Origin of the sequence: Dinghuibacter silviterrae (genome assembly GCF_004366355.1) — a bacterium.
GTDB classification, from domain to species: Bacteria; Bacteroidota; Bacteroidia; order Chitinophagales; family Chitinophagaceae; genus Dinghuibacter; species Dinghuibacter silviterrae.
This window is the reverse complement of the sequence record NZ_SODV01000001.1, coordinates 2,111,214-2,134,065: the sequence shown is the minus strand read 5'-3', so window position 1 is coordinate 2,134,065 and position 22,852 is coordinate 2,111,214. Positions and strand designations below refer to the sequence as shown.

At 55.9% G+C, this 22,852-nt stretch carries 20 protein-coding genes; 10 read left to right on the top strand and 10 right to left on the bottom strand.

Annotation, left to right across the window (positions count from 1 at the left end):
• Positions 1–91: 91 nt before the first annotated feature.
• From EDB95_RS09520 to EDB95_RS09500, 5 genes are all read right to left on the bottom strand, one after another.
• Complete coding sequence (locus EDB95_RS09520) at positions 92–1,561, bottom strand: RagB/SusD family nutrient uptake outer membrane protein (RefSeq protein WP_133992992.1); 1,470 nt, start codon at positions 1,559–1,561, stop codon at positions 92–94.
• A 17-nt stretch (positions 1,562–1,578) separates the two neighbouring features.
• Positions 1,579–4,947 (bottom strand): TonB-dependent receptor, encoded by a 3,369-nt coding sequence (locus tag EDB95_RS09515; RefSeq protein WP_133992990.1) that lies wholly within the window; start codon positions 4,945–4,947, stop codon positions 1,579–1,581.
• A gap of 100 nt (positions 4,948–5,047) precedes the next feature.
• Positions 5,048–6,205 carry a FecR family protein gene (locus EDB95_RS09510; protein ID WP_133992988.1) on the bottom strand — a complete coding sequence of 386 codons (1,158 nt, stop codon included), beginning with the start codon at positions 6,203–6,205 and terminating at the stop codon, positions 5,048–5,050.
• A gap of 38 nt (positions 6,206–6,243) precedes the next feature.
• Entirely contained in the window at positions 6,244–6,834 is a 591-nt protein-coding gene (locus EDB95_RS09505; protein ID WP_133992986.1) for an RNA polymerase sigma factor, read from the bottom strand.
• 59 nt (positions 6,835–6,893) lie between these two features.
• Entirely contained in the window at positions 6,894–7,619 is a 726-nt protein-coding gene (locus EDB95_RS09500; protein WP_133992984.1) for a hypothetical protein, read from the bottom strand.
• 69 nt (positions 7,620–7,688) lie between these two features.
• On the opposite strand from EDB95_RS09500, the gene EDB95_RS09495 reads away from it, so the two are divergent.
• From EDB95_RS09495 to EDB95_RS09485, 3 genes are read left to right on the top strand one after another with little or no spacing between them, the layout of a single operon-like run.
• Positions 7,689–8,186 (top strand): GNAT family N-acetyltransferase, encoded by a 498-nt coding sequence (locus tag EDB95_RS09495; protein WP_133992982.1) that lies wholly within the window; start codon positions 7,689–7,691, stop codon positions 8,184–8,186.
• A complete protein-coding gene (locus tag EDB95_RS09490; RefSeq protein ID WP_133992980.1) occupies positions 8,183–8,653 on the top strand; it encodes a MarR family winged helix-turn-helix transcriptional regulator in 471 nt (156 codons plus the stop codon). Before EDB95_RS09495 ends, EDB95_RS09490 begins: the two co-directional genes overlap by 4 nt.
• Positions 8,626–9,201: a Crp/Fnr family transcriptional regulator gene (locus EDB95_RS09485; protein WP_133992978.1), complete on the top strand. Its 576-nt coding sequence runs from the start codon at positions 8,626–8,628 to the stop codon at positions 9,199–9,201. The genes EDB95_RS09490 and EDB95_RS09485 overlap by 28 nt, the downstream gene beginning before the upstream one ends.
• On the opposite strand, the gene EDB95_RS09480 is transcribed toward EDB95_RS09485, so the two are convergent.
• From EDB95_RS09480 to EDB95_RS09465, 4 genes are all read right to left on the bottom strand, one after another.
• Positions 9,198–9,752, bottom strand: coding sequence for a YceI family protein (locus tag EDB95_RS09480; protein WP_133992976.1), 555 nt, complete (start codon positions 9,750–9,752; stop codon positions 9,198–9,200). The two genes, EDB95_RS09485 and EDB95_RS09480, sit on opposite strands and share 4 nt — an antisense overlap.
• Before the next feature lie 5 nt (positions 9,753–9,757).
• The gene (locus tag EDB95_RS09475) at positions 9,758–10,666 is read right to left on the bottom strand and encodes an AraC family transcriptional regulator (RefSeq protein ID WP_133992974.1); all 909 of its coding nucleotides are present in this window, start codon (positions 10,664–10,666) and stop codon (positions 9,758–9,760) included.
• An 85-nt stretch (positions 10,667–10,751) separates the two neighbouring features.
• Complete coding sequence (locus EDB95_RS09470) at positions 10,752–11,759, bottom strand: lipid A deacylase LpxR family protein (RefSeq protein ID WP_133992972.1); 1,008 nt, start codon at positions 11,757–11,759, stop codon at positions 10,752–10,754.
• A gap of 134 nt (positions 11,760–11,893) precedes the next feature.
• Positions 11,894–12,421, bottom strand: a complete 528-nt coding sequence (locus tag EDB95_RS09465) for a carboxymuconolactone decarboxylase family protein (RefSeq protein ID WP_133992970.1) — start codon at positions 12,419–12,421, stop codon at positions 11,894–11,896.
• Between the two features lie 107 nt (positions 12,422–12,528).
• Here EDB95_RS09465 and EDB95_RS09460 point away from each other — a divergent pair, with 107 nt between their 5' ends.
• The 7 genes from EDB95_RS09460 to EDB95_RS09430 all read left to right on the top strand — a co-directional run bounded on the left by EDB95_RS09460 (position 12,529) and on the right by EDB95_RS09430 (position 22,243).
• Positions 12,529–12,960, top strand: coding sequence for a Crp/Fnr family transcriptional regulator (locus EDB95_RS09460; RefSeq protein WP_133992968.1), 432 nt, complete (start codon positions 12,529–12,531; stop codon positions 12,958–12,960).
• Positions 12,961–13,060: 100 nt separating this feature from the next.
• On the top strand, positions 13,061–13,756 hold the full coding sequence (locus EDB95_RS09455) for a LytR/AlgR family response regulator transcription factor (RefSeq protein WP_133992966.1): 696 nt from the start codon (positions 13,061–13,063) through the stop codon (positions 13,754–13,756).
• A 12-nt stretch (positions 13,757–13,768) separates the two neighbouring features.
• A complete protein-coding gene (locus EDB95_RS09450) occupies positions 13,769–15,982 on the top strand; it encodes a hybrid sensor histidine kinase/response regulator (RefSeq protein WP_133992964.1) in 2,214 nt (737 codons plus the stop codon).
• A gap of 86 nt (positions 15,983–16,068) precedes the next feature.
• Positions 16,069–17,466 (top strand): TolC family protein, encoded by a 1,398-nt coding sequence (locus EDB95_RS09445; protein ID WP_133992962.1) that lies wholly within the window; start codon positions 16,069–16,071, stop codon positions 17,464–17,466.
• Positions 17,463–20,612, top strand: a complete 3,150-nt coding sequence (locus tag EDB95_RS09440; protein WP_133992960.1) for an efflux RND transporter permease subunit — start codon at positions 17,463–17,465, stop codon at positions 20,610–20,612. The genes EDB95_RS09445 and EDB95_RS09440 overlap by 4 nt, the downstream gene beginning before the upstream one ends.
• 4 nt (positions 20,613–20,616) lie before the next feature.
• On the top strand, positions 20,617–21,699 hold the full coding sequence (locus tag EDB95_RS09435; RefSeq protein WP_162852534.1) for an efflux RND transporter periplasmic adaptor subunit: 1,083 nt from the start codon (positions 20,617–20,619) through the stop codon (positions 21,697–21,699).
• A gap of 124 nt (positions 21,700–21,823) precedes the next feature.
• Positions 21,824–22,243 carry a hypothetical protein gene (locus EDB95_RS09430; protein ID WP_133992956.1) on the top strand — a complete coding sequence of 140 codons (420 nt, stop codon included), beginning with the start codon at positions 21,824–21,826 and terminating at the stop codon, positions 22,241–22,243.
• A 59-nt stretch (positions 22,244–22,302) separates the two neighbouring features.
• Here EDB95_RS09430 and EDB95_RS09425 read toward each other — a convergent pair whose 3' ends face one another.
• A complete protein-coding gene (locus EDB95_RS09425) occupies positions 22,303–22,749 on the bottom strand; it encodes a hypothetical protein (protein WP_133992954.1) in 447 nt (148 codons plus the stop codon).
• Between the last annotated feature and the right edge of the window lie 103 nt (positions 22,750–22,852).

Below are 22,852 nucleotides of genomic sequence, written 5' to 3'. Positions count from 1 at the left end.
CCGCCAGCTATTTCATAGCCGGTTATCGAATACCTTCGTAAACGGATATTTACCCCTGCGGACAGACATAAAACGGGTAAAAATACCTGGTTCAATACCCGTCGTTCTGCACCAGCTCCGGCTGGTTGCGGTCTATTTCCGTTTGGGGCAGCGGCCAGTATTCATACATATCCTTGTACATGGTCGTTACGGACGGGGTCGTCGGATTTTGGATAAACCCGTTTAGTTTCTGTGTGGCGATGCCCCATCTTCTCAGGTCGAAATACCGCAGTCCTTCCAGGGCAAGCTCTACCCTTCTTTCATGCCGTATCCTCACCCGCATGGAGTCCTGCGAAAGGCCTGCGGGCAAAGGGGGCATATTGACACCCGGCCGGGCCCGTACGGCGTTGACCTGTTGGTAAACAGTGGCATCGGGACCCACCGCTTCGTTCTGCGCTTCGGCATACATCAATTCTATATCGGCATACCGCAACAATACATAGTCCTGGTCGTCCAGTAAACCGGGCGTCGGGTTTGTTACAGCGGGGTCGACGCCTTTTTTGCCAGGATAAAATCCAATCACCCACTCATTCACACCGGGGGTTCCCACGGTGCCCGGGTAAGGCCACCCCTGTGCGGTTCCATCGCCCGGGAAAAAGAAGGTCATGGTTTTTCGGGGATCGCCCGGTTCATATTCATTGATCATGTCCTGTGTTCCCTGGCAATCCTTCCAACCCGGCCCGATGAGCAATACATTGAGGGAATAAGGATGGGGTACGGCAGGCGCCTGGTATTGCACGGAAAACATAATCTCCGGGCTGGATTTCTGATCGGGCTTATAAAAGTTGGACGGATAATTCGGGTTGAGCGAAAACAAACCGCCCGATATAATCGTCTGCGCCATAGCGGCAGCTTCGGCAAATCGCTGTTCAAACAGGTACAACCTTATCTGAAAACCTTCCGCGGCCGCCTTGACGGCGTGCCCCGTGGTATATTTCGTATCCGGCAGATAGGCGATGGCCGAGTCAAAGTCATTCTCGGCCTGTTTCAACACATCCGCCCTGGGGGATTTGGCCATCTTGCTCTGGTAGCTGATCGTCATAGGGTCGGCGGTGACGATCGGCACATTGCCATACAATTGGGCAAGCCAGAAATAATTAAAACCCCGCAGGAAAAAAGCCTCTCCTTTATACCGGTTCAGCGTATCGCCGGACAGCACCTTGCCGACGTTGGCGAGAAAGGAATTACACGCAGCGATGGCGATATAGCCATTCTGGTAATACAACAACTGGTAGTTCCCGCTGGTGGGCGTAAGCCCCGAAATCAGGGCGTTTTGCGAGCCTCCCAGGCTATGCTGGCTATAGGCGTTATCGCTAAAACAGTCCCACCAATAGGGCGCATTCTGGTCTACCGTGCCATTGTTGGCATATAGGGTATTGTATAACCCGGCCAGCGCAAGATCGGCATCGCTTGCCGTTTTCCAGAAAACCGTGGTGGACAATTGGGAGGTAGGGGTAAGGTCCAGTTTTTTACAAGATACCATACACACCATCCCTACGAGGAATATATATTTGGAAGTCATTTTTGGTTATTTATTATTTAAAATTGAACGGAGGCGCCGAAAGTGAACGTCCTGTTTTGCGGGTAGTTGGCGAATCCATACCAGGCGTCGGGTTTATTGTTAATATCCAGTCTTTCGGGGTCGGTGCCTTGTTTCAGCGGGGTGAACAGCGCCGCGTTGTCTACCGAGAAATAGATTCTTAGCGATTTTGTGCTTCTCAGGAGACGGGTGGGTATGGTATATCCCAGCATGACGTTTTTAATCCGCATAAAACTGGCATTGTACAAATGAAAGGTCGACTGCACCCCTGTTATTTTCGGATAGCCATAATACCCCATATAAATTTTGGGCATGGTGGTGGAGGGATGGGCAGGTGTCCAGCGGTTGAGCCAGTCCGTTGTCGGCGGTGCGCCCTGTGCGAAGGGATCCGTCCCCCATTTGTATAAATAAAGTTTATTGCCCTGCGATCCATACAACTGAACACTCGCGTCAAAACCCTTATAGCTGGCCCCCATCGTATAAGAATATTCGAAGTTGGGGTATTGGCCGGGCACGACGGTCCGGTCGTTGACGTCTACCTTGCCATCCCCGTTGATATCCTTGTATTTGATATCGCCGGGCGTGGGTACCCCCCCCAGGGATGACTGGTCGGGTGATTTGTTGATCTCATCCTGGCTTTGAAAAATGCCGTCCATGACATACAAATAAAACGAGTTGATCGGTTTGCCGTTCTCCATGATCGTCTGGCCGTCGGGGCCTCCATACTCCGGTGTGCCGAAGGACACCAGCTTGTTCCTGTATAACTGAAAGTTGGCTACCCCGTAATAGTTGAACCCTCTTCCTATATGATCCTGGTACCTCAGGCTGAATTCAAACCCCTTATTGCTGACCGCCCCGTTGTTGACGGTCGGTGCATTTAATCCCAACCAGAGGGGCACTTGTGAACCCCGCAAAATATTGAAGGTGTATTTGTCAAACCAATCGGCAGAGAAGCTGAGCCTGTTCTTGAGGGTGGCCAAGTCGATCCCCAGATCGGTCACCCGGGTCGTTTCCCAGGTCAGGTTGGGATCCACGAGCGTATTAGCCGTGAAACCCGTACTGACCGTACCGGCAAAGGCATAACTGTTCTGTGACAAAATGGACTGATAGGGATATGTCCCGATATTCTGATTGCCCAATTCACCCCAGGATCCCCGGACCTTGAGGTCGTTCAGCCAGGAGACGTTTTTTAGAAAAGCCTCGCTGGACAGGCGCCAGGCGCCGGAAAAGGAGTAGAACAACCCCCAACGGCTGGCGGACGGCAGACGGGAGGTACCATCATACCGGACGCTGGATCCAAAAAGATATTTGTCGTCGTAATCGTAGTTGACATTACCATAAAAGGATTGTATGGCCCACTCGGAAGAAGTCCCCTCGTTCGTTTGCCCGCTGGCGGAACCCGCGTCCAGTTCGGTCAGGTCATTGGTGGGAAAACCGATGCGGGAGGCATTCAATTGACTGTAGTTGTCTACTTCCTCCTGCGCACCGCCCAATACGGTGAGGTTATGCAACCCGAAACTTCTTCTATAGTTTAACTGGCTGTATATCGTCGTATGGATCTCGTCGTTCTCGCCCACCGTCAGGCCGAGGCTGGTACCAGGGTTGAAGTCACCGGCAAAGGACAGGTCGCTGTAATAATAGGTGGGCACGGTTGGAATGAAGGTTTTGCTTTTGTCCACATCAAAGCTGGCGCCCGCGCGGTTCTCCCATTTTAACCCTTTCAGGATATCCACATCCAGGGAAAGGTTCCCCTGACCGTAGTAATCAGGGTTATTGGTCTGGGCCATCGTTGCCGTCAGCACGGGGTTTTTATTACCCAGTTCCTGGCTATAAGCCTTGTAGATCCACAAACCTGTGGTTGTCCGGGCGGGATATAACGGGGATTGGGCAAGCGCCGCAATATACAGGTCTGTGCTGTTGTCTTCCGGATACACACGGTTGCCATAACGGAACTGCAAGTTGGTGCCTACCGTCACCCTTTTGTTGACCCTGGAAGATAGTCCAAGGTCTACCGTGTATTTCTTATAAGAAAAACCAAGCATGGTCCCCGGCTGGTCCGTGTACCCAAGACCCAGGCTATAGGTCGTGCCCTCCTTGCCCCCGCTCAGGTTCAGATAGTGATTTTGAACGGTCGCCGTTTTAAACATATCGTTCAGCCAGTTGTGGTTGGGATATTTGACCCGGTCCGTAGCATTTTGATACAGGTCGATCTCGGCTTGTGTATACAGCGGCGCATTCCCCGAATTCGTCTCTGCTTCGTTGGACAAGGCCATGTACTCGGCAGAATTCGTCACCAGGTGGGGCAGCCGGGTAGGCGTCGACAACCCGATGTTGACATTATAGGTAAGGGCAAAAACACCCCCTCTCCCTTTTTTGGTCTTGATCACGATGACCCCGTTCGCACCCCGGGAGCCGTAAATCGCCGCCGAGGCGGCGTCTTTAAGAACGGTTGCGGATTCAATGTCATTCGGGTTGATGACGGAAAGGTTGCCAGGCAGGCCATCCACTATGATCAGCGGATTCGTTCCAGCCCCGCTGAACGTCCCCACCCCCCGGATGCGCAATTGAATATCCTCATTGCCCGGCTCCGCCGAATTCTGCACCACCGATAAGCCCGGCAGTTGTCCCTGCAACAAAGAGGTCGGGTCGGTCGCCACCCTTTTGGTGAGCTCCTCTCCCGACACGGTGACCACGGCGCTGGTGAGCTTGCGCTTCTCTTGCGTGGCATAGCCGACGATCACTACTTCGGCGATCTTGGCCGCCGCCACTTTTAGCCCTATCCGGATCGTCCCTTCCTTCGTGACAGTGACCTCCCGGGAATCATATCCGATAGAAGAAATTTCCAGGACGGCGCCCGCGTCCGGCGCCTGTAAAACAAAATTCCCGTTGAGGTCCGTAAATGTGCCTTTATCGGTGCCCTTCAGCTTCACGGACACACCGGCCAGGGGCAATCCCGTACTATCCGACACGATAACGCCCCGGATCTCGATCGTGGCCGGAGCCGGGGCCGGTGGGGGTGCATGGCTAACGACCGGCGCCCCCTTTTTAATCACAATAATTTTATCGATGATCGAATACGTCAGGGACTGACCTTGCAGGCAAACAGACAGCACCTCATCGATAGAAGCATTTGTTACATTGACATTCACATTCTTTGCCTGCTTGAGCAACTTGTCCTTATAAAAGAACTGGTAGTCGCTTTGCTGCTCGATGGTCTTAAAGACGGTCTTTAGGGAAACATTTTTTTGCGAAATGGTAATCTTTTGAGAATACCCCTCCATGGCGGTAGCCTGCAAACAGGCAGCCAGTAGAAGAATCGCTGTAATGTTCATGATCTGCAGGGTTTTGGAAAGCAATCGTAAATACATACCTTTGATTGGTTTAGGTTAAATAATAAGCAGTGCAACCCGCTTGTTTGTGAAAGCCTGAACGTCCAGCCAGGAGTGTCCCCACACTACTGGCTTTTTTTCAAGGCTGTACAGTAATTTTTCTCCCCTCTATTGTAAAGTGTACATCATATTGTTCAAGGACTTTTAAAAATTTCGACAAGGGCACATCGCGCCTTATCTTCCCCGAGAATCCATCATCTTCTATATTCCCTTTGAAGGTCACGTCCACATCGTACCACCTGGATACCTGTCTCATGAGTGTGTGCATATCCGTGTTGTCAAACCAGAAGAACCCGTCTTTCCAGGCGGTCTCCCGGGCAACATCCACATTTTTGGAAAGGGTAATCCCCCCTTGTGCGCTGAACGCAGCCTGCTGACCGGGCTCCAGCACCTGCCGGGCTTCGGCTCTTTTAACGGCAACCGCTCCTTCCAGCAAAGTGGTTTTCACCGTGGGTTCATCCGGATAGGCATTGATATCAACATGCGTCCCCAACACTTCTATCTCTCCATTCCCCGCTTCTATCGTAAAAGGCATCGCCGGATTTTTCGCCACTTCAAAATAGGCCTCCCCGGTGACCTCCACCCGTCGCTCCTTTCCATTAAAGGCAGTGGGGAACCGCATGGAAGACGCCGCATTCAACCATGCTTTTGTACCGTCCGGCAACAGGAGTTGATATTGATTGCCGTTGGCCGTCGAGATGGTATTGAACAAGGCCTGTGCACCCCCGGCATCCTTGTAGGCAATTTGTCCGTTCAGCTTGATCACCTGGGTGTTTCCCTGCCGGGCCAACCCGCCGTCAGCGGCGCTATCCAGTGTAATGGTGCGCCCGTCTGCCAGGGTAAGCAGCGCATTGTTCCGTCCTGGGGGCCGGTCATGGGCATTACCGGAAACCGCCGGTGGCATTGTCGCCGGGGAGCGCCCCGGTAGAAAGTATAAAATGGCGCTTCCTGCCATGAGCAGGACAAGCGCCGCCACAGCGAGTTTTTTCAGGGTCAAGATCCACGGCCTGTCCTTTCTCCCCTGTATGCGCTCATGAATGAGTGTCAGCAGGCGCTCCGCCTCCGGGGGATGCGCACGGTCCGCCGCCGCTTCCGCCTGGAAATGGGCGTCCATTAGCCGGCGCAACTCCTCCTGGTCTTGCGTTTCCAGGTAGTCCAACAGCCAACGCCTGTCCTCTTCCGACCATAGTTCCGTGTCGAAAAGGCGCTTTAACCTTTCCTCATTAGTCAAGCTCATATAATAAATACGAACCTGGTTTTGAAACGGGGGGGCCTTTATTGGAAAAAAATCAACGCGATCGGAAGAAGCACCGTCGCAGATTCGGGATGATGGAGGCTATATTCTTTTATAGAGGTGATGGCGGCGGATAAATACTCTTTCACGGTGTGTTTGGAGATCCTGAGTTCCATAGCCGTTTCCTCATACGTCTTACCCTCCAGCTTGCACAGCTCAAAAACCCTTCGCCGTTGCGGAGAGAGGCTGGATAAGGCATTCTCCAATATTTTCCACTGGTGCCCATATTTGAGCTCCTCTTCCATGGAACCCTCTTCGGGCTGTGGTAATTTCTTGTATAGAAGGGACTCCCGCAGTTTCTTCCGGAGTATATTGACCGATTGATGGTAACAAATAATAAAGAGCCATCCCGCCAGCGACTTTTCCGGATCGATCGTCGTCCTTTTTTCCCAAAGGGTGATAAAGACCTCCTGGAGCGCATCCTCGGCAAGCGATTTTTCCCTGGTGATTTTCAGGGCATTGGCGTAAACGGGATGGAAATACCTCCGGTAGATTTCATCAAAAGCGGCGATGTCCCCGGCCATAAGATGACGGGCCAACTCATTCTCCGTATGACAAGCGAGCGGGGGCAATGCAAACGTTTACATAACAAATATAGTGTATTATTTCGTGGGACCCGACACCAATGGTTTTATGGTTTGATCAGGTTTTTGGCATTCCCTTTCTCGTCAAGCTCCTCCAACCTTGCGTGCCCATCCTTGTCCACATAGATCTTTAACCGCGGCCGGCCCTTGTCGTCATAAAGAAACAGCCCGGAATTGTCGTCCAGGTCCCGGCCGACAAAAAGCCGGCGACTCGGCCACTCTTTGTCTTTCAGTTTTTTCAACCGGGCCGCGCGTTCCCCGGCGTCCTTTATTGAATCGATCGCGGTCAACTGGTGTACCGTATTCATCAGGGAGGACCCGACCGGGAATTCGTTGACGACAAAACCCCGCCGGATGTTCGCCTTGCCGTTCTGATAGGTCTCCTCGTTGACCATCTCCACGACCTGGTCGTTGCGGTAGTTGTCCATGGTAAAGGACGCGCCGGAGTTGAGGGTATCCTTTCCCGAGACATCGGCGCCGGTGAGTCCCCCGCATTCGTCTCCTTTGTTGTTGAAAAAAATAATGCCGGCCGGCCGGTCGCGCTTCGGGAGATCCTGCCCGTCCATGCGTCCGGGGTGTTGCCGGGTTTCGTTGCTGATGACCAGCCGGAGGCTGCCGTCTTCCCCGACGATGTTGAGGCGTTTAATGGTCAGCTCGTCCACATTTTCACCCCTTTGCCGGAACGACGAGCACAACACAATGCCCAGGATCAATGTGCTTACGCACGCATAAATGGTCAGGAGGTTGACCCTTCGTATAAGTTTTTTTTCCATTGGCATAAGATACACCATTTTCCTCCAGGATTTGGATTTATGTAGTCAACTACGTACCTTCATACACAAATGAAACAGCTCATCACCCTGGACAACACCTGGAGCCAAACGATCATCGAACTGATCCTCCCCATCCAGCAACAGGAGTTCCATGTCCCCGTGACCGCGGCGGATCAGCCGGATCTTCTGGACATCGAACGGTACTATCATGGGACCGGCGGCGGATTCTGGGGCGTGATCGAGGGCGACCGCCTGCCGGACGCTATCGACGGAAAAACCCTGTTGGGCACCATCGGCCTGATCGCCATCGGCAACCGGGCGGGCGTGATCCGGAAAATGTTCGTCCGCAGGGAATACCGGGGCAAAGAACATGGGATCGGGCAGCGGTTATTGGAAAAGGTAATGAACCACGGCATGACGGATCTTTACCTCGGCACCTATGACCGTCTCCAGGCCGCCATGCGGTTTTATGAACGAAACGGGTTCGAAAAAATCCCCCCGGAAAACCTGCCGGTGGATTTCCCCCGCATGGCAGTCGACAATGTTTTTTATCACATCCATATATGAACGCCATCGACCAGGCCGGGGTGCTGGCCATCTCCACGCGGCTGCAACGCCTGAGCGACCAGATCCGGAAGGACGGGTTGTCGGTCTACCAGGCATACGGCATCGATTTCCAACCGAAGTGGTTCCCGGTGATCTACACCCTCCACGTCAAAAAAGTCCTTGGCGTGGTGGAGATGGCGGCCGAGATCGGCTATTCCCACCCCTCCACGATCAGCCTGCTTAAAGAGCTGGAAAAGGAACGCCTGATCCGGAGCTCCCGGGACAAAACCGACGAGCGGCGGCGGCTGCTCCGGCTGACCGAAAAAGGGGAAGCCCTGGTCATCCGGATGTTGCCCGTCTGGGACGTCATGGCTGCGGCCATCGGCCAGGTGACCGGTCACCTCATGAAGGCCATCCGGGAGACGGAGGAGATGATGAAGGAAAAAAGTATATTAGCCCTATGCATGAAGCCTTATTCCGATACATAGAGGAACGGTCGGGTCTCCGTTTGACGGAGGGAGACCAGGTCCTTATCGAATCGAAGTTCCGCCCCAAAAAGATGAGGCGCAAGCAGTACTTCCTCCAGGAAGGGGATATTTGTAAAACCGTCGCTTTTATCACCAAGGGCGCCGCGCGGATGTTCTCCGTCGACGACAAAGGGCATGAACATATTGTCCGGTTTGGCCTGGAGAACTGGTGGCTGGGGGACCAGGAAAGTTTTAGTTCGCTGACCCCCTCCCGCTACCATATCGAAATGCTGGAAGACTCGGACCTGCTGGTCATTACGGTCGCGCATGCCTATGAACTGATGGACCAGGTCAGGGCCGTGGACCTGATGATTAAAGCGATGGACCGGCAAATGGGAGCTGCCGCGCAGAAAAGGATCAACGCGGCGCTCAGCATGACCGCCGAAGAGCGGTATGAAGACCTGGCCAAAAATTATCCCCAGTTCCTGCAACGGTTTCCCCAGAATATGATCGCGTCTTATCTGGGCGTCTCTCCGGAGACCCTGAGCAGGATACGCAGGAAAAACTAGACCTCTTTTGCCAGTTGTACCTCGATATCCAAGGTTACTTCCTCTCCGATCAGCACCCCGCCGGTCTCCAGCGCGGCATTCCAGCCCAGGCCGAAGTCTTTCCTGTTGATCTTGCCCTGGAGGATGAACGCTGCCTTTTCGTTACCCCAGGGATCCCTGAGCACGCCACTGAATTCAGCGTTCAGTGTCACGGGTAGCGTTGTACCCTTTATGGTCAGGTCGCCGTGCAGGACAAAGTCATGGGGCGTACCTTTTTGCTCGATCTTGTGGCTCTTAAAGGTCAATTCGCCAAAATTCGCCACGTCGAAAAAGTCGGGGCTTTTCAAATGGCCGTCCCTTTTCTCATCATTGGTGTCGATGGAAGCGGCGCTGATGGTAAGGTCGATCTCGGCCGTCGCAAAGTCGGTTTCCCAGGTGGATATCCGGGCGACGTATTCCCCGAAACTGCCCCTGACGTTGGTAAACATAAGGTGTTTTACCTTAAAGCCGATCTGGCTGTGCATGGGGTCGATGCTCCATGCGGTCTTTGTGGATACTTCTTGTGCTAACATAAAATTTAATTTAAAGTTCTATAGCTGAGGGGCGATAAACCCGTCTGCCTTTTGAAATATTTGCTAAAAAAGAACTGGTCGCTGAAATTCAACTCATCGGCGACGTGGCCAACGGTGACGGATGGATCGTCGAGCAAGGCTTTCGCCTCCGCGACCACCATTTCATCGATGAGCTCGCCGGATGTTTTTCCCGTTACTTCCTTGACGGTCTGGGAAAGATATTTGGGGGTCACATATAAAATGTCTGCGTAGTAATTGACCTGTCTGTGTACCCGGACATGGTCGCGCAGCAAATTCATGAACTGGTTGGTGAGGTGCTCCTTACGGCCGAGGGTCAGCGTAGGACCGGTCGCTTCACTCCGGGTGGACGAGGTGATTTCCAGGATCAACAGGTTGAAGGCGTGCCGGACTGTCTGGTCATAAAACGCCGGCTTTTCTTTCCGGCTTCCTTTTTCTTTGAGAAGGGACAACAAAGCCTCTATGGTCCCATTTTTTTCCAGGGCTAATACGGGACTTTTGGCGGCAAGGACGGCGAGGGCCTCCATTTGCCTGATCGGTGCACCGGGCCCACCCGCCAGGTCCGGGGTAAATCCCAGGATGCTGAATTCACCGTCTTCCGAAAGTCCCAAATGCTGGACCGTCGCATTCCGGGCCTTTACCAGCAACGCCCCGGCGGGAAGGGTGTACGTTTTCAAGTCATGCCGGATGGTCAGCTCGCCCCGGTGGACATAGATCAGTTCCGCATCGTCTGTCTTAAAAGGTATATCCGAAAGGTTCGACCGGATCTCCGTGGAGTGGATCACGTAGAAAAGATCATATTTTGAGCCATAGCGCTCCACAATCTGATGGAAGCTACACTGGTGGATGATGCTTGCTTTGACGTTCTCGCAGTATAATTTTACGCTAAGTTCCATTGTTGTTGTTTTCTGACTGCAAGATGCAACGAGCCACGGCCCTCACCAATGACATTTGGCAACAAAGGCGATTGACAAATGTCAATTACCATGCTATATAAAGGGTAATATTCCCCACGTTGTGGCTATACAACCCCTTCATGTAAGCGGTGCTGGGTTTTTGGGTATACGTGAGGGTGACGTTTCCAAGAGATACCACCCAGCCAAAGTCCCCTTCAAACAGGAAGTTGCTGATGGGATGGTAGGAGGCGGTGGTTTCCGTCATTTTCCCGTTCTCCCCGTAGGTCGTTACCCGGGAAGGCTTCCAGGAGGTCAATCCACCTTGTAAAATGGCGTTATAGGCTACGGCCTCGCCGGTAGGTTGGAGGAAAAAATAGAACTGGCCCTTGCTCCGGCGGCCGGTCAGGTTGAGAAAACCATTGAAGTAGGGATCTAGCTTTCCCACGCGCAGGATTTCATAAGCGGTAAGCCCATCCAGCATGGTGCCGGCGTCCACCCTTGTACCGCCGATAATATCCACGGCATCGCTCCACCCCCATTCCTTTTTCTCCGCGGCAAAGCTTACGTTCAGCAAGGGGGCGTTGCCATATTGGTTCGACCAGCCCTTGGGTTCCTTATAGTGGACCGTCCGGTGCACCATGGTTTGGGACGGTCCTGCCAGGGATACAGGCCCCATCATCCCCAGCGTGAGCTCCGTTTTATACGCAAACGCACGCCGGGCATTGTAAGAATAAAGGGAATGGGTAGCAAACACAGCGCCGGACCATGGATAGTCGTTGGGTTGAAAGTTAGGATCAAGGAGATTGTCGGGTGTGTACATCACCTGCATCAAAGACCATCCGTAGATATCCGTGCTGTGTCGCCCGGCTTTTGGCATCAGACGATCCGCGAAAAACCGGGAGGGGTGGTTTTTTGTGTAAAAGTATTCGAGGCGTTCACCGCTGGTATAGGAATTGTCCGTCCCTTTGCCCTGGACATTGAGAAAATCGTCATCCCAGTATACACCGAAAATGTGGGTGGGGGCTTGGGCTTTCCCGTTGTTTATTCCTATAAAAAGCGCCGAAATGGTCAAAGCGAGTAGAAGAGGTTTCATAACTGTTGGTTTTGTAACACAAAGTTCTCTCGGAGCCAGGCGCTGGAGAATGGCGAAAGGACGCAGCAATATGTCTAAATGTCGAGAGGGGTGTCTCCATTGCTGGGACACCCTCTCTTTTTATGGTTTCTATTTTATAGTTCTACCGCCAGCGGAAAGTCGATGGGAAGTTCTGTAAGGTTGTGCAGGTAATTGCTGATGATCTTGTCCCCTATGGCGATAACGACATCGACCAGGTTCGCCTCCGTGTAGCCGGCGGCAAAAAAATCATCGACGGCAACGCGTCCTTTGTTTTTCACCACGGACGCCGTGAATTTGGCCAGTGCGTCCAGTTTTGGATCGAAGGGGGCGGTGCCTTTTCGTATGTCCAGGATTTGCCCGTCGGTGAAGCCGGCCATTCGCCCGACTACCGTATGCGCCGACTGGCAATAACGGCATCCGTTGATCTGGCTGGTGACGAGGTTGACGACTTCTCTTTCTTTGGCATCAAGGGTGCTTTTCCGGTTTTGAAACGCCAGGTAGTCTCCCAGCGCCGTGTCGTTTTTAGCGAAATAGGCGTATAAGTTGGGGACGAAACCAAGTCCCTTTTGGAGCTTATCGAAGATCGCCTGGTTGTGGACCGATACTTCCGCCCGGGCCGGGACAGTAAATGTTTCCTTCATATTGCATGTTTTATAGAGGACAAAATTGAGGCCGTTCGTCCCCGTTAAAAATGAACTGGATTAGGAAAAATGCTTGAACCAGTTCAACTCGCTACTTTTGCGGTACCATGAATGCCATCGCTGTATATGTGAGCCGGTTCGTCGAGCTCACGCCCGATGAGTTGACGCAATTCACCGAGGCTTTCCGGGAAGTCCGGATCGTAAAACGGCAATTCCTCGTTCAACCCGGATTCATCGCCCGGAGCAGGTACTTCGTGTTGAAAGGCGCCCTGAGGGGCTACGTGGTCGGTGACGAGGGACAGGACCATACCATCCAGTTCGAAACCTTTTTCAGGATGCTGGCCGAACGCTCCACCGCATATATGCAACGGAGGATTATTTCCAACCTTACCGAATCCGCTCCGGAGCGTTACGACCGTTTCCTGGAAAAATACCCCCACGTCGTCCAGCGGCTTCCTCAATACGCCCTGGCCTCGTACCTGGGCATGACCACGGAGTTCCTGTCCAAGATCCGCAACCGGAAGGTGAAGCGGAAATAATGCCCATCGGGCGACACAAAATGCCCCGTCACCGAATCCGGCCCGTTCAGCCGGCACGGCGCCGTTACCTTTGTCCCATGGTTTTCGCTACATTTAACGTGTGAACGCGCTGATCATAGACGACAACCGCATTGCCCGGGAAACCCTGCGGCAACTGGCTACACAGGTCGCGGACCTTACGGTCGCCGCGGAATGTGCCAGCGCCATGGAGGCCTATAACTTCCTCCGGAAGGGCCAGGCCGATCTTTTGTTGCTGGACATCGAGATGCCGGGAATGACGGGACTGGAGCTCACAGAGACACTGGGGGACAAGCGCCCGGTCATCGTCTTCGTCACCTCCAAGCGGGACTATGCGGTCGAAGCTTATGAACTGAACGTGGCCGACTATCTTGTCAAGCCCGTCCTGCCCGCGCGGTTTGTACGCGCGATCGATCGCGTCCGGGAGGTCCTGAACAGCAACCGGGAGGAGACCAGCGTACAGGAGGATGAATTTGTTTTTATCCGGGACGGAGGCGTGATGCGGCGGCTAAAGCTGGACCATATCCTGTACGCGGAAGCCATGGGCGACTACGTAAAGCTGCATACCCCGGAAAGGTTTTACGCAGCGCACACCACCCTGAAAAACCTGGAGGAGCGTTTGCCCGCCCATCGATTCCTCCGTGTCCATCGCTCCTATATCGTGGCGGTGGACAAGATAGATACCCTTCAGGACGGTGCCCTGGTCATCAACGGCAAAGCCGTACCGGTGGCCGACGCTTACCGCAACACCCTGAACGGCCGGATGAACATCCTGTAAAACATCGGCTCCATGGCCAGCAACAAATTTATTTATGTCATATTGGGAGCTTTTTTTGCCAGCGCCCTTCTCCTGATTGTCCTCCAGTACAATTCGAGGCTAGGCATCCGCGCCCTGATCGACGGCAACGAGCGGCTGATGGCCGAGCTTCGCGCCGGCAACGCCCTCCGTCAGGCGGAGCGTGACATCCTGTCGACCGAAAGCAGGATCCGCGCCGCGGCGGCCACCGGGGATACGAGCTACCTGGCCGGTACGGACGAGTTGGTGGCGGAGGCGGAAGCCAACCTGGATACGCTGCGGCGGACCTTCGGAGGCGATGGCGCCGCGGGAGTGGGCGGCGCCGGGGCTGATGGCGACCGCACCGCCACGGACGGCGACAGCGTCCGCGCCTACCTCGACCGCCTGGCCCTCTTAGGGGCCGCCAAAGCCCGTTGGCGGGACGACGTCTTGGTTACCCTGCGCCGTCAGGGCCGTGTCTCGCTCACAGCCAACCGCGATTCCAACCAGGTCGACGCCCTGACGGGTAACATATACAGAAGCCGCGAGCAACGCCTTGCCCGGCTGGAAGCGGGCATCCGTGCGGACGGGAAACGGGTCCAGCGGCTGGAAACCCTGCTCGTGGCCGTAGGGTTGCTCAGCGGGGCCCTTTTCTTCTGGTTTATCATCAACCGCATCCGCTACCAAAACCGGTCGATCCGCCGCCTGGATGCCTCCGAGAAAAAGGTCCAGGAAACCGCGAGGATCAAGGAAAACTTCCTGGCCAATATGAGCCACGAAATCCGCACGCCCCTGAACGCCATCTTAGGTTTTACCTACCTGCTCAAAAACCGGAACACGGATCCGGCCCAGGCGGAATTCATCCGCACCATCGAACAATCGGGTGAAAACCTGCTGGCGATCGTGGGGGACATCCTGGACATTTCAAAGATCGAGGCGGGCATGATCCGCATCGAATCGGCCCCTTTTGGTCTCCGGGATCTTTTGCAGTCGGTCGTCGTTTTGTTCAGGGCGCGGGCGGAAGAAAAAGGCATTGCCCTCGAACCCGACACGGACCCTTCCTTACCGGACGTATACGTGGGGGACGCGATGCGCCTGACGCAGATCCTCGTCAACCTGGTGGGGAATGCGGTCAAGTTCACGGAAAAGGGGAGCATCACGCTCCGCGTGAGCGGGGCGCGGGGCGATGGTGACGGCGCGCGGAGCGACGGCACTGCGCTGACCTTCACCGTCAGCGACACCGGCATCGGTATCCCACCCGAACATTTATCCGCGGTTTTCGACCGCTTCACCCAGGCGGACGCCTCCATTACCCGCCGGTTTGGCGGAACGGGGCTGGGGCTCTCCATTGTCAGGGACCTGGTGGAGTTGCAGGGCGGGCATATCACCGTGGACAGTCAGCCCGGCAGGGGCACGACCTTTACCTTTACGATCGGTTATGCCTTGCCGTCAGGTCCCGTATCCGGCGTAGTGAAGGAGGCGCCCGCTGCCAGGTTGGAAGGTATACGCCTGCTGGTCGTGGAGGACAACGCGATGAACCAAAGCCTGCTGCGGCATGTGCTGACAGACTGGAAGCTTTCCTTCGACCTGGTGGGAAGCGGCGAGCAGGCCCTGGAAGCCTTGGTTGAGAAAACATACACCCTCATCCTTATGGACATCCAAATGCCGGGTTTGGACGGCTACGCCACGACACGCCAGATCCGGGAACGGTTGCACCTTCGTCTGCCCGTGATTGCGATGACAGCGCACGCGATGGCGGGGGAGCGGGAAAAGTGTGTGGCCGCGGGTATGGACGGGTATATCACCAAACCCCTGGACGTGGCGGAGCTCTACCGGCTGATCCTGCGCTTCTCGGATGCGCCGGTATATTCCTATATCGACCTGCGCTACATGAAGCAGGTCAGCAACGGGAACAAGGCGTATGAGAAAAGCGTAACCCGCCAGTTCATCGAGGGGGTCCCCAGGGACCTCGACACGCTGGAGCAGGCGTATAGCGCGGGCGACATCGCCCTGCTGAAAAGAACCGCCCACGATATGCGGAACAGCCTCGGCGTCATGGGGCTCGCTGGACGGCTGCAGGACGTCCTGGACGGCCTGGAGTACGGCCCGGCGGGCAGCCCAACGGGAGCCGCGGAATACGGGCCCGCCACTGCCGCGCGCATCGAGGCCCTCCGGGCCGTCTGCCTCCCCGCCGTGCAAGAGGCGCGGCACTTCTACGAAACACTTTAGCGACACTTTTTGCCCATTGGGCGAACGGCACCCAAAGCCCCCTTCGCACCGGCGTAGTTTTATTCCGCCAATAAAACACGCTGTATATGCGCACCATCTTCATCTTTCTCGCGGGGATATTGATCACGGCCCCTGCTGCGAAAGCCCAACAAAAGGACAGCACCCTGACACTGGATGAAGCGATCCGGATAGGGGTCGCTCATTACGCGCTGCTGACCTCCAAACAACACGCCGCCGACGCGGCAGCCGCGGACCTGCAGGCGGCGAAAAAAGACGGGCTGCCGGACGTGACCCTGGCCGCCGAAACGGCTTATGGTACTTTAAACGGCATGAACGGCCTGACTTCCGGGGAAAACGGCCTGACCACGCTGACCTCTGGCCCGGCAACCGCCACGCAAAATTGGAACGCGGCGTTTGGCTCGCTGTTTGTCACCAACGTCGACTGGAACCTGTACTCCTTCGGGATGCAACGGGCGCACGTCGCCGCCGCTGCCGGGCAATACGAGGAGGACCGGCTGGACTTCCAACAGGAGGTTTTCCAGGAAAAGGTCAGGGTCGCCGGCGCTTATCTTACCCTGCTGGCTGCGCAACGTGTACGCCGGGCGATGGAGGACAACCTCGCCAGGGCAGCCGGGCTCAGGGACGTCATTGTCCGAAGAACGGCAGGCGGGCTGAATCCCGGCGTCGACTCTTCCATCGCGGACGCCGAGGTATCGAGGGCGCGTTTGTCGCTGATCGACGCCCAAAACGTCGAACAGGCCGAGGCCAGCCAGTTGTCGACCGTCCTAGGCATTCCCACAAAAAGCTTCCGGCTTGACAGCACTTATGCAACGGCCCTCCCAGGGGAACTGCCGGGGGACAGCCTGGACGCCCACCCCCTCCTCCTGTTCTTGCAAAGCCGGGTACACACCAGCGACCTCGTGGCGACCTATCTTCAAAAAACAGGGCTGCCCCGGCTGAACCTTTTTGGGGTCGGACAGGACAGGGGGTCCGGCTTTGGTGCGGATTACGCCACACAGCCTGCCGACTATTCGACTTCCCTTTGGCAAGGGATCGATCCGTACCGCGCCAACTACCTGGTCGGGATCGGCCTGAGCTGGGACATCACCGGCCTTGGCCGCTCCCGGTCGAGGGCCCGCGCGCAGCGGTTCCGGAGTATGGCCCTTTCCGACGACTATGACCTGGAACGGAGCAGGCTCTCGAACCAGGCGACCCTGGCTGATAAACAACTGGCCAATGCGCTGGACAAATACCGGGAGGTGCCCACCCAGCTCAAGGCGGCACAGGATGCCTATTTCCAAAAGGAAGCGTTGTATGAAAACGGCCTGACAAACATCGTCGACGTCACGCAAACCTTGTACCTCCTCAACCGGGCGGACATAGACCGGGAGGTTTCCTGCAACGCCGTTTGGCAGGCGATTCTGTACAAGGCCAGTGCGACCGGAGACATGACTATTTTTTCCTCCCAAAAAATGAACCCATGAACCTGATCTCCTCTGCGTTGCGGAAGCCCATCTCCGTCATCGTGCTGGTCGCCAGCCTGCTCATTTTCGGGCTGATCGCGGTCACGCAGATCAACATCGACATCTTTCCGTCTCTGGACATCCCTACGATCTATGTATCTCAGCCTTATGGCGGCATGTCTCCCCAGCAAATGGAAGGATTTGTCGCAACGAACTACCAGAACCTTTACCTGTATGTGAGCGGGATCAAAACCATCCAGACGAACAACATCCAGGGGCTGAGCATGCTCAAGCTGAGTTTTTACAGCGGCACCAACATGGCCCAGGCGGCGGCGGAAGTCACGTCACTGACCAACAGGGCCTTTGCCGAAATGCCGCCGGGAACACCGCCGCCCATTATCATCCGCTTTGACGCCTCCACCTTGCCGGTGGGGCAACTCACGCTGAGCAGCCCTACGCGGACGGGCAACGAGCTCCAGGACCTGGCCAGCGTGTGGGTGCGTCCGGGGTTCTCCCAGGTGCCCGGGTTGTCTTCCCCTCCGCCGATCGGCGGGAACGTGCGGACCGTGGTGATCAAGGCAGACCCCGGACTTATGAGGAGTCATAACGTTACGCCCGACCAGATCACCGCCGCCATCCAGGACAACAGCCATATATCCCCCGCGGGGACCATCAGCATCGGGAACACGAGTTACCTGACGCCCACCAATACGGTGCTCCCGTCGATCCCTGATTTTGGCCGCATACCCCTGTTGTATCAAAACGGCGCCACGATCTATATCAAAGACGTGGCGACGGTGGAGGATGGGGCCGACATCACCACTGGTTTTGCGTACATCAACGGGAAGCGGTCCATCTATATTCCGATCATCAAAAACGCCAACGCCAGTACCTGGTCTGTCGTGCAAGGACTAAAGGCTGCTATTCCCCGGATGCAAAGCCTCCTGCCTCCGGATGTGCAACTGAAATACGTGTTTGACCAGTCCGTGTATGTCATCGACTCCGTGCGGAGCCTGATCATGGAAGGATGTATCGGCGCGCTGCTGACCTCGCTGATGGTGCTTCTTTTCCTGCGGGACCCACGGAGCGCTTTGATCGTCGTCCTCAACATCCCCTTGTCCGTGATCACCAGCACCTTGTTGTTAAAGCTCTTTGGACAAACCATCAACATCATGACCCTCGGTGGCCTGGCGCTGGCCATCGGCATCCTGGTGGACGAATCCACGGTAACTATAGAGAACGTCCACCGGCACCAGGAAATGGGCAAATCAAGGGCGAGGGCCGTGGCCGACGCCTGTCACGAAATCGCCCTGCCGAAGTTGCTCATCCTGCTCGCTACCCTGGCGGTCTTCGCCCCTGCCTTTTTCATGACCGGTGTCCCACAGGGGATGTTTCTGCCCCTGTCCATGGCCGTTGGGTTTGCCATGATCCCGGCTTATTTGCTGTCCCAAACGCTGGTGCCCGTTTTGTCCAACTGGATTTTAAAAGACAAACACGTTACCGCCAAGGGACCGGGTGCGTTTGACCGCTTCAAGGATCGCTGTCTCCGGCTTGTGGAAAAAGCCATGCGGCACAGCCGGGCGGTCATCGCCGGTTATTTTGTGGTGTCGCTGGGGCTTGCCGGTCTGACGGCGTCCCTGATCGGGAAGGATATTTTGCCTGCGCCCAACGACGGCCAGTTCCAGCTAAGGCTCCGCGCACCTGAAGGAACCCGGCTGGAGCAAACCGAGGCCACCTTGCTCAAGGCCCAGGAGGTTCTTTACCAGGTGGTGGGCGGGAAGCAAAACGTGGACATTATTTCCGCGTTTGCGGGCCAGCAACCCCCTTCTTTCCCTACGCTGCCGATCATCCTGTTTACCAGCGGTTCCAACGAAATCCTGATGCAGGTCGGCATGAAACCCTCTTACAAAGAAGACGTGGGCGAACTGGAAGAACGCTACCGGAACGCCCTGCACAAGGCCATGCCGGAGGTCACTTTATCCTACGAGCCTATCAACCTCACCGACAAAATCATGAGCCAGGGAGCTTCCACCCCGATCGAAGTCGCCGTGATGGGACCCGACCTCAACGCCAGCCAGGCTTATGCGCAGAAACTGGAGACGGCGCTCGCGAAGGTGCCGTTTCTGCGGGACGTCGCGCTAAAGGAACAGCTCCACAATCCCGCGGTACAAATCGACATCGACCGCGACAAGGTCAAACAGTTCGGACTCACTATGACCGACGTATCCAATTCCCTGACGGAGGCGACTTCTTCCAGCCGGTATACCCAAAAGATGCTTTGGCTCGACCAAAGGAATGCCAATTCCTATGAAGTCCAAGTCGAGGTACCGCAGACGGCCATCGGCAGCGTAAGCGACCTGGCCGCCATCCCCGTCCGTCCCGATCAACCACGCCCGGTGCTGGGTGACGTCGCGACCTTGACGCAAAGCCAGGTCGTCGGCGAATACGACCGCCAGGGCGCGACCCGGTTCTTGTTGATCGGCGCCAATATCTACCGGAAGGACCTGGGCACGGCGGCCACCGCTGTGCGCCAGGCCATCCGGTCCGTGGGTCCGCCGCCCCGGGGCGTATCCGTCGAAACCCGCGGGCTTACCGACCTCCTGACCCAGACCCTGGGCAGCCTGCAAACGGGGCTGATCATTACCGTGGTGGTCCTGTTGCTGATGCTCGCGGCCAACTACCAGTCCTTCCCCTTGTCGCTGGCTGTCCTTTCGGCCGTACCCGCCGTGCTCACGGGGTCCCTGCTGCTGCTGCTGGCCACCGGTTCCACCCTCAACCTCCAATCCTACATGGGCATCATCATGTCCGTGGGCGTTTCGGTCGCGAATGCCATCTTACTCGTGACCAATGCCGAGGAGATCCGGAAGACCGGGGCCGACGCCGCCGAGGCGGCCCTTCGCGCCATCGGCTTGCGTCTCCGGCCCATCCTGATGACCAGCATCAGCATGATCGTGGGTATGATCCCCATGGCTTCCGGTTGGGGAGAGGGCGCCCAAAGCGCACCCCTCGGTCGCGCCGTCATCGGCGGTCTGGCCGCCTCTACCATTGCTTCCATCCTTTTTCTACCGCTGATCTTTTACCGGGTAAGACGGAAAGCGTCCCTGGCGTCTGTTTCGCTCGACCCCGATGACAACCATAGTATTCATTTCGAACCTGCAAAACATTAATACGATGAACAAGCTGTATTTTCTTGCATCCCTGCTCCTTCTTTACGCTTGCGGGGGAGCCCCTGCCGCCCCGGCCATCACCGCACCGGATACGGTCGCGGTCCACGTCATCCCCATACAAAAGGGCCAACTCACCACCACCATGACCTTGCCCGGTCAGTTGCTCCCCTACCAGTCCGTGGACCTGTATGCCAAGGTCAACAGTTTTGTAAAGGCGGTATTCGTCGACGTGGGGAGCAAGGTCCATCAGGGCCAGTTGCTGGCGACGCTGGAGGCGCCGGAGCTGGAGGCAGCCACCGACGAGTCCGCGGCCCTTTTGCACACACAGGAGGCCCTTTACCGCGCCAGCAAGGCAACGTATGAGCGGTTATACGCCACCAGCAAGATCCCCGGCACCATTTCTCCCAATGAACTGGATGTCGCCAAAGCAAAAATGGGGTCCGACAGCGCCAACCTCGCCGCCGCCAGGTCCCGCTACCAGGGATCGGCCGATCTTCAGCAATACCTTTCCGTAAGGGCTCCTTTCGATGGCGTTATCAGCGCACTCGGCATGTACCCCGGCGCGTACGCGGGGCCCGCGGGAAAGGGTTCCACCCTTCCGCTGATGACCCTCCAGGAACAGGCCCGGCTGCGCCTGGTCATTGCGGTTCCGGAGGCGGCCACCGTATATTTTCACGAAAACGATACCGTTCATTTTACGGTGCAGACATTGCCGGGGCGTTCTTTTGCGGCCACTGTCGCGCGCATGGCCGGCAGTCTGGACCCCCAGCTGCGGACCGAACAATTACAGATGGACGTGTCCGGCAACGACAAAACCCTGTTGCCCGGGATGTTTGCCCAGGTGACCATCGACATGACCAACGGGCATCCCCGGTTCATCGTGCCCACTTCGGCCGTGACGGGGAATTCTGAAGGGACTTTCGTGATCCGGGTTTCGGATGGTTTGGCTTCCTGGGTTGACGTACAAAAAGGAAGGGAGGCTTCCGGGCGCATAGAAATCTATGGCGATCTGAGGGAAGGGGACCGGATTGTCGCGGGGGCGACGGATGAATTGAAAAATGGCACACCAGTGCGGGTACAACCATAGGGCGCCAGGGGCGCCCTGCCCGAAGGGCCATCATAAGCGGTGTTGCGGCGGCGGCCTAAATTGTCCGCTTAGGCCGCCGCCGCAACTCAATAAATGGTTACATTCGTAGTCCATTCCTTTCACCATGAGACGCCTGCTCACCTTACTCATTCTCGGCTGTGCCTTGCATACTTATGCCCAAAAAGCAGACACCCTGCTCATCAGCCCCCACACCCAGGACCGGACGCAGATCCTACGCAAAGTGGACACCCTCCCGGTCTACCCCGGCGGCGCCCAGGCCTGGGTCCGCGACCTGAAAAGCGCCGTCAAACGGAACAGCGCGTCCATCGATGACGACGGCATCGCGTCCATGGGAGAGTGCGAGCTCGAATTCGTGGTGTGGTACGACGGAACAGCGGGGAACGTGCGGGCGCTGACGATGGGCAACAGCCGCCTGGCGGAGGTCGCGGCGGATTTTATCAACCATACCAAGGGGTGGATACCGGCGAAGCAACACGGGATTGTCGTCAACACCTACCTGAAGGTTAAGGTAAAGTATCCCTAAAAAATAGACCAACCCATAAATATGGGTTGGTCAGATCATGGCTATTAGTCATTCAGAGATTAACGTATTGTTTTGAACTCATTGATCGACCCGTCGCTCTTCACTTCCAGGATCCGGATGTGGGCGGGGCTTTCGACCGTAACGTAGTATACGGGGTCTTCACCGTCTTTTTCCATCACTACAGCGTCTTTTACCGTATACTTTTTGTACCAGGTGGCGATCTGGTGTTGTGTGTCCTGCGGCAATTCGGTAGCCTTTATGTTGTGGAAGGTACCGACGAGGTTCCCGTCCTTGTCATAATAGGCATCCATAATGGTGTTGTGCCAGAAGAACAGGACTTCGCTGTAGTTGCTGTTGACGTTCCAAACGGCGCTGACGTCGTTGTAATCGGCTTTGAAATTGGCGACGGCTTTGGTGTCGGTTGTGTTAGCGGGCGACCCGGTAGAAGCAAAAGCGGAACCGGTAGTAACCGTGGCGGCGAGAACGAAGGCGAAAAGCTTTTTCATGACTATACTTTTTTGTGTTTGTGTTATTGTTTGTTTGATATGGTATACAATGCCAAAGGGCTGCCAAAATCAAAACAAATACACAACTAATTGATAGTCAAGT

Coding starts and splice junctions, on each gene's coding strand:
- EDB95_RS09490 (WP_133992980.1), top strand. CDS start 8,183: ATGAACGCCATCGACCAGGCCGGGGTGCTGGCCATCTCCACGCGGCTG.
- EDB95_RS09475 (WP_133992974.1), bottom strand. CDS start 10,666: ATGGAACTTAGCGTAAAATTATACTGCGAGAACGTCAAAGCAAGCATC.
- EDB95_RS09460 (WP_133992968.1), top strand. CDS start 12,529: ATGAATGCCATCGCTGTATATGTGAGCCGGTTCGTCGAGCTCACGCCC.
- EDB95_RS09515 (WP_133992990.1), bottom strand. CDS start 4,947: ATGTATTTACGATTGCTTTCCAAAACCCTGCAGATCATGAACATTACA.
- EDB95_RS09470 (WP_133992972.1), bottom strand. CDS start 11,759: ATGAAACCTCTTCTACTCGCTTTGACCATTTCGGCGCTTTTTATAGGA.
- EDB95_RS09435 (WP_162852534.1), top strand. CDS start 20,617: ATGAACAAGCTGTATTTTCTTGCATCCCTGCTCCTTCTTTACGCTTGC.
- EDB95_RS09465 (WP_133992970.1), bottom strand. CDS start 12,421: ATGAAGGAAACATTTACTGTCCCGGCCCGGGCGGAAGTATCGGTCCAC.
- EDB95_RS09445 (WP_133992962.1), top strand. CDS start 16,069: ATGCGCACCATCTTCATCTTTCTCGCGGGGATATTGATCACGGCCCCT.
- EDB95_RS09520 (WP_133992992.1), bottom strand. CDS start 1,561: ATGACTTCCAAATATATATTCCTCGTAGGGATGGTGTGTATGGTATCT.
- EDB95_RS09485 (WP_133992978.1), top strand. CDS start 8,626: ATGCATGAAGCCTTATTCCGATACATAGAGGAACGGTCGGGTCTCCGT.
- EDB95_RS09440 (WP_133992960.1), top strand. CDS start 17,463: ATGAACCTGATCTCCTCTGCGTTGCGGAAGCCCATCTCCGTCATCGTG.
- EDB95_RS09500 (WP_133992984.1), bottom strand. CDS start 7,619: ATGGAAAAAAAACTTATACGAAGGGTCAACCTCCTGACCATTTATGCG.
- EDB95_RS09480 (WP_133992976.1), bottom strand. CDS start 9,752: ATGTTAGCACAAGAAGTATCCACAAAGACCGCATGGAGCATCGACCCC.
- EDB95_RS09450 (WP_133992964.1), top strand. CDS start 13,769: ATGGCCAGCAACAAATTTATTTATGTCATATTGGGAGCTTTTTTTGCC.
- EDB95_RS09510 (WP_133992988.1), bottom strand. CDS start 6,205: ATGAGCTTGACTAATGAGGAAAGGTTAAAGCGCCTTTTCGACACGGAA.
- EDB95_RS09495 (WP_133992982.1), top strand. CDS start 7,689: ATGAAACAGCTCATCACCCTGGACAACACCTGGAGCCAAACGATCATC.
- EDB95_RS09425 (WP_133992954.1), bottom strand. CDS start 22,749: ATGAAAAAGCTTTTCGCCTTCGTTCTCGCCGCCACGGTTACTACCGGT.
- EDB95_RS09430 (WP_133992956.1), top strand. CDS start 21,824: ATGAGACGCCTGCTCACCTTACTCATTCTCGGCTGTGCCTTGCATACT.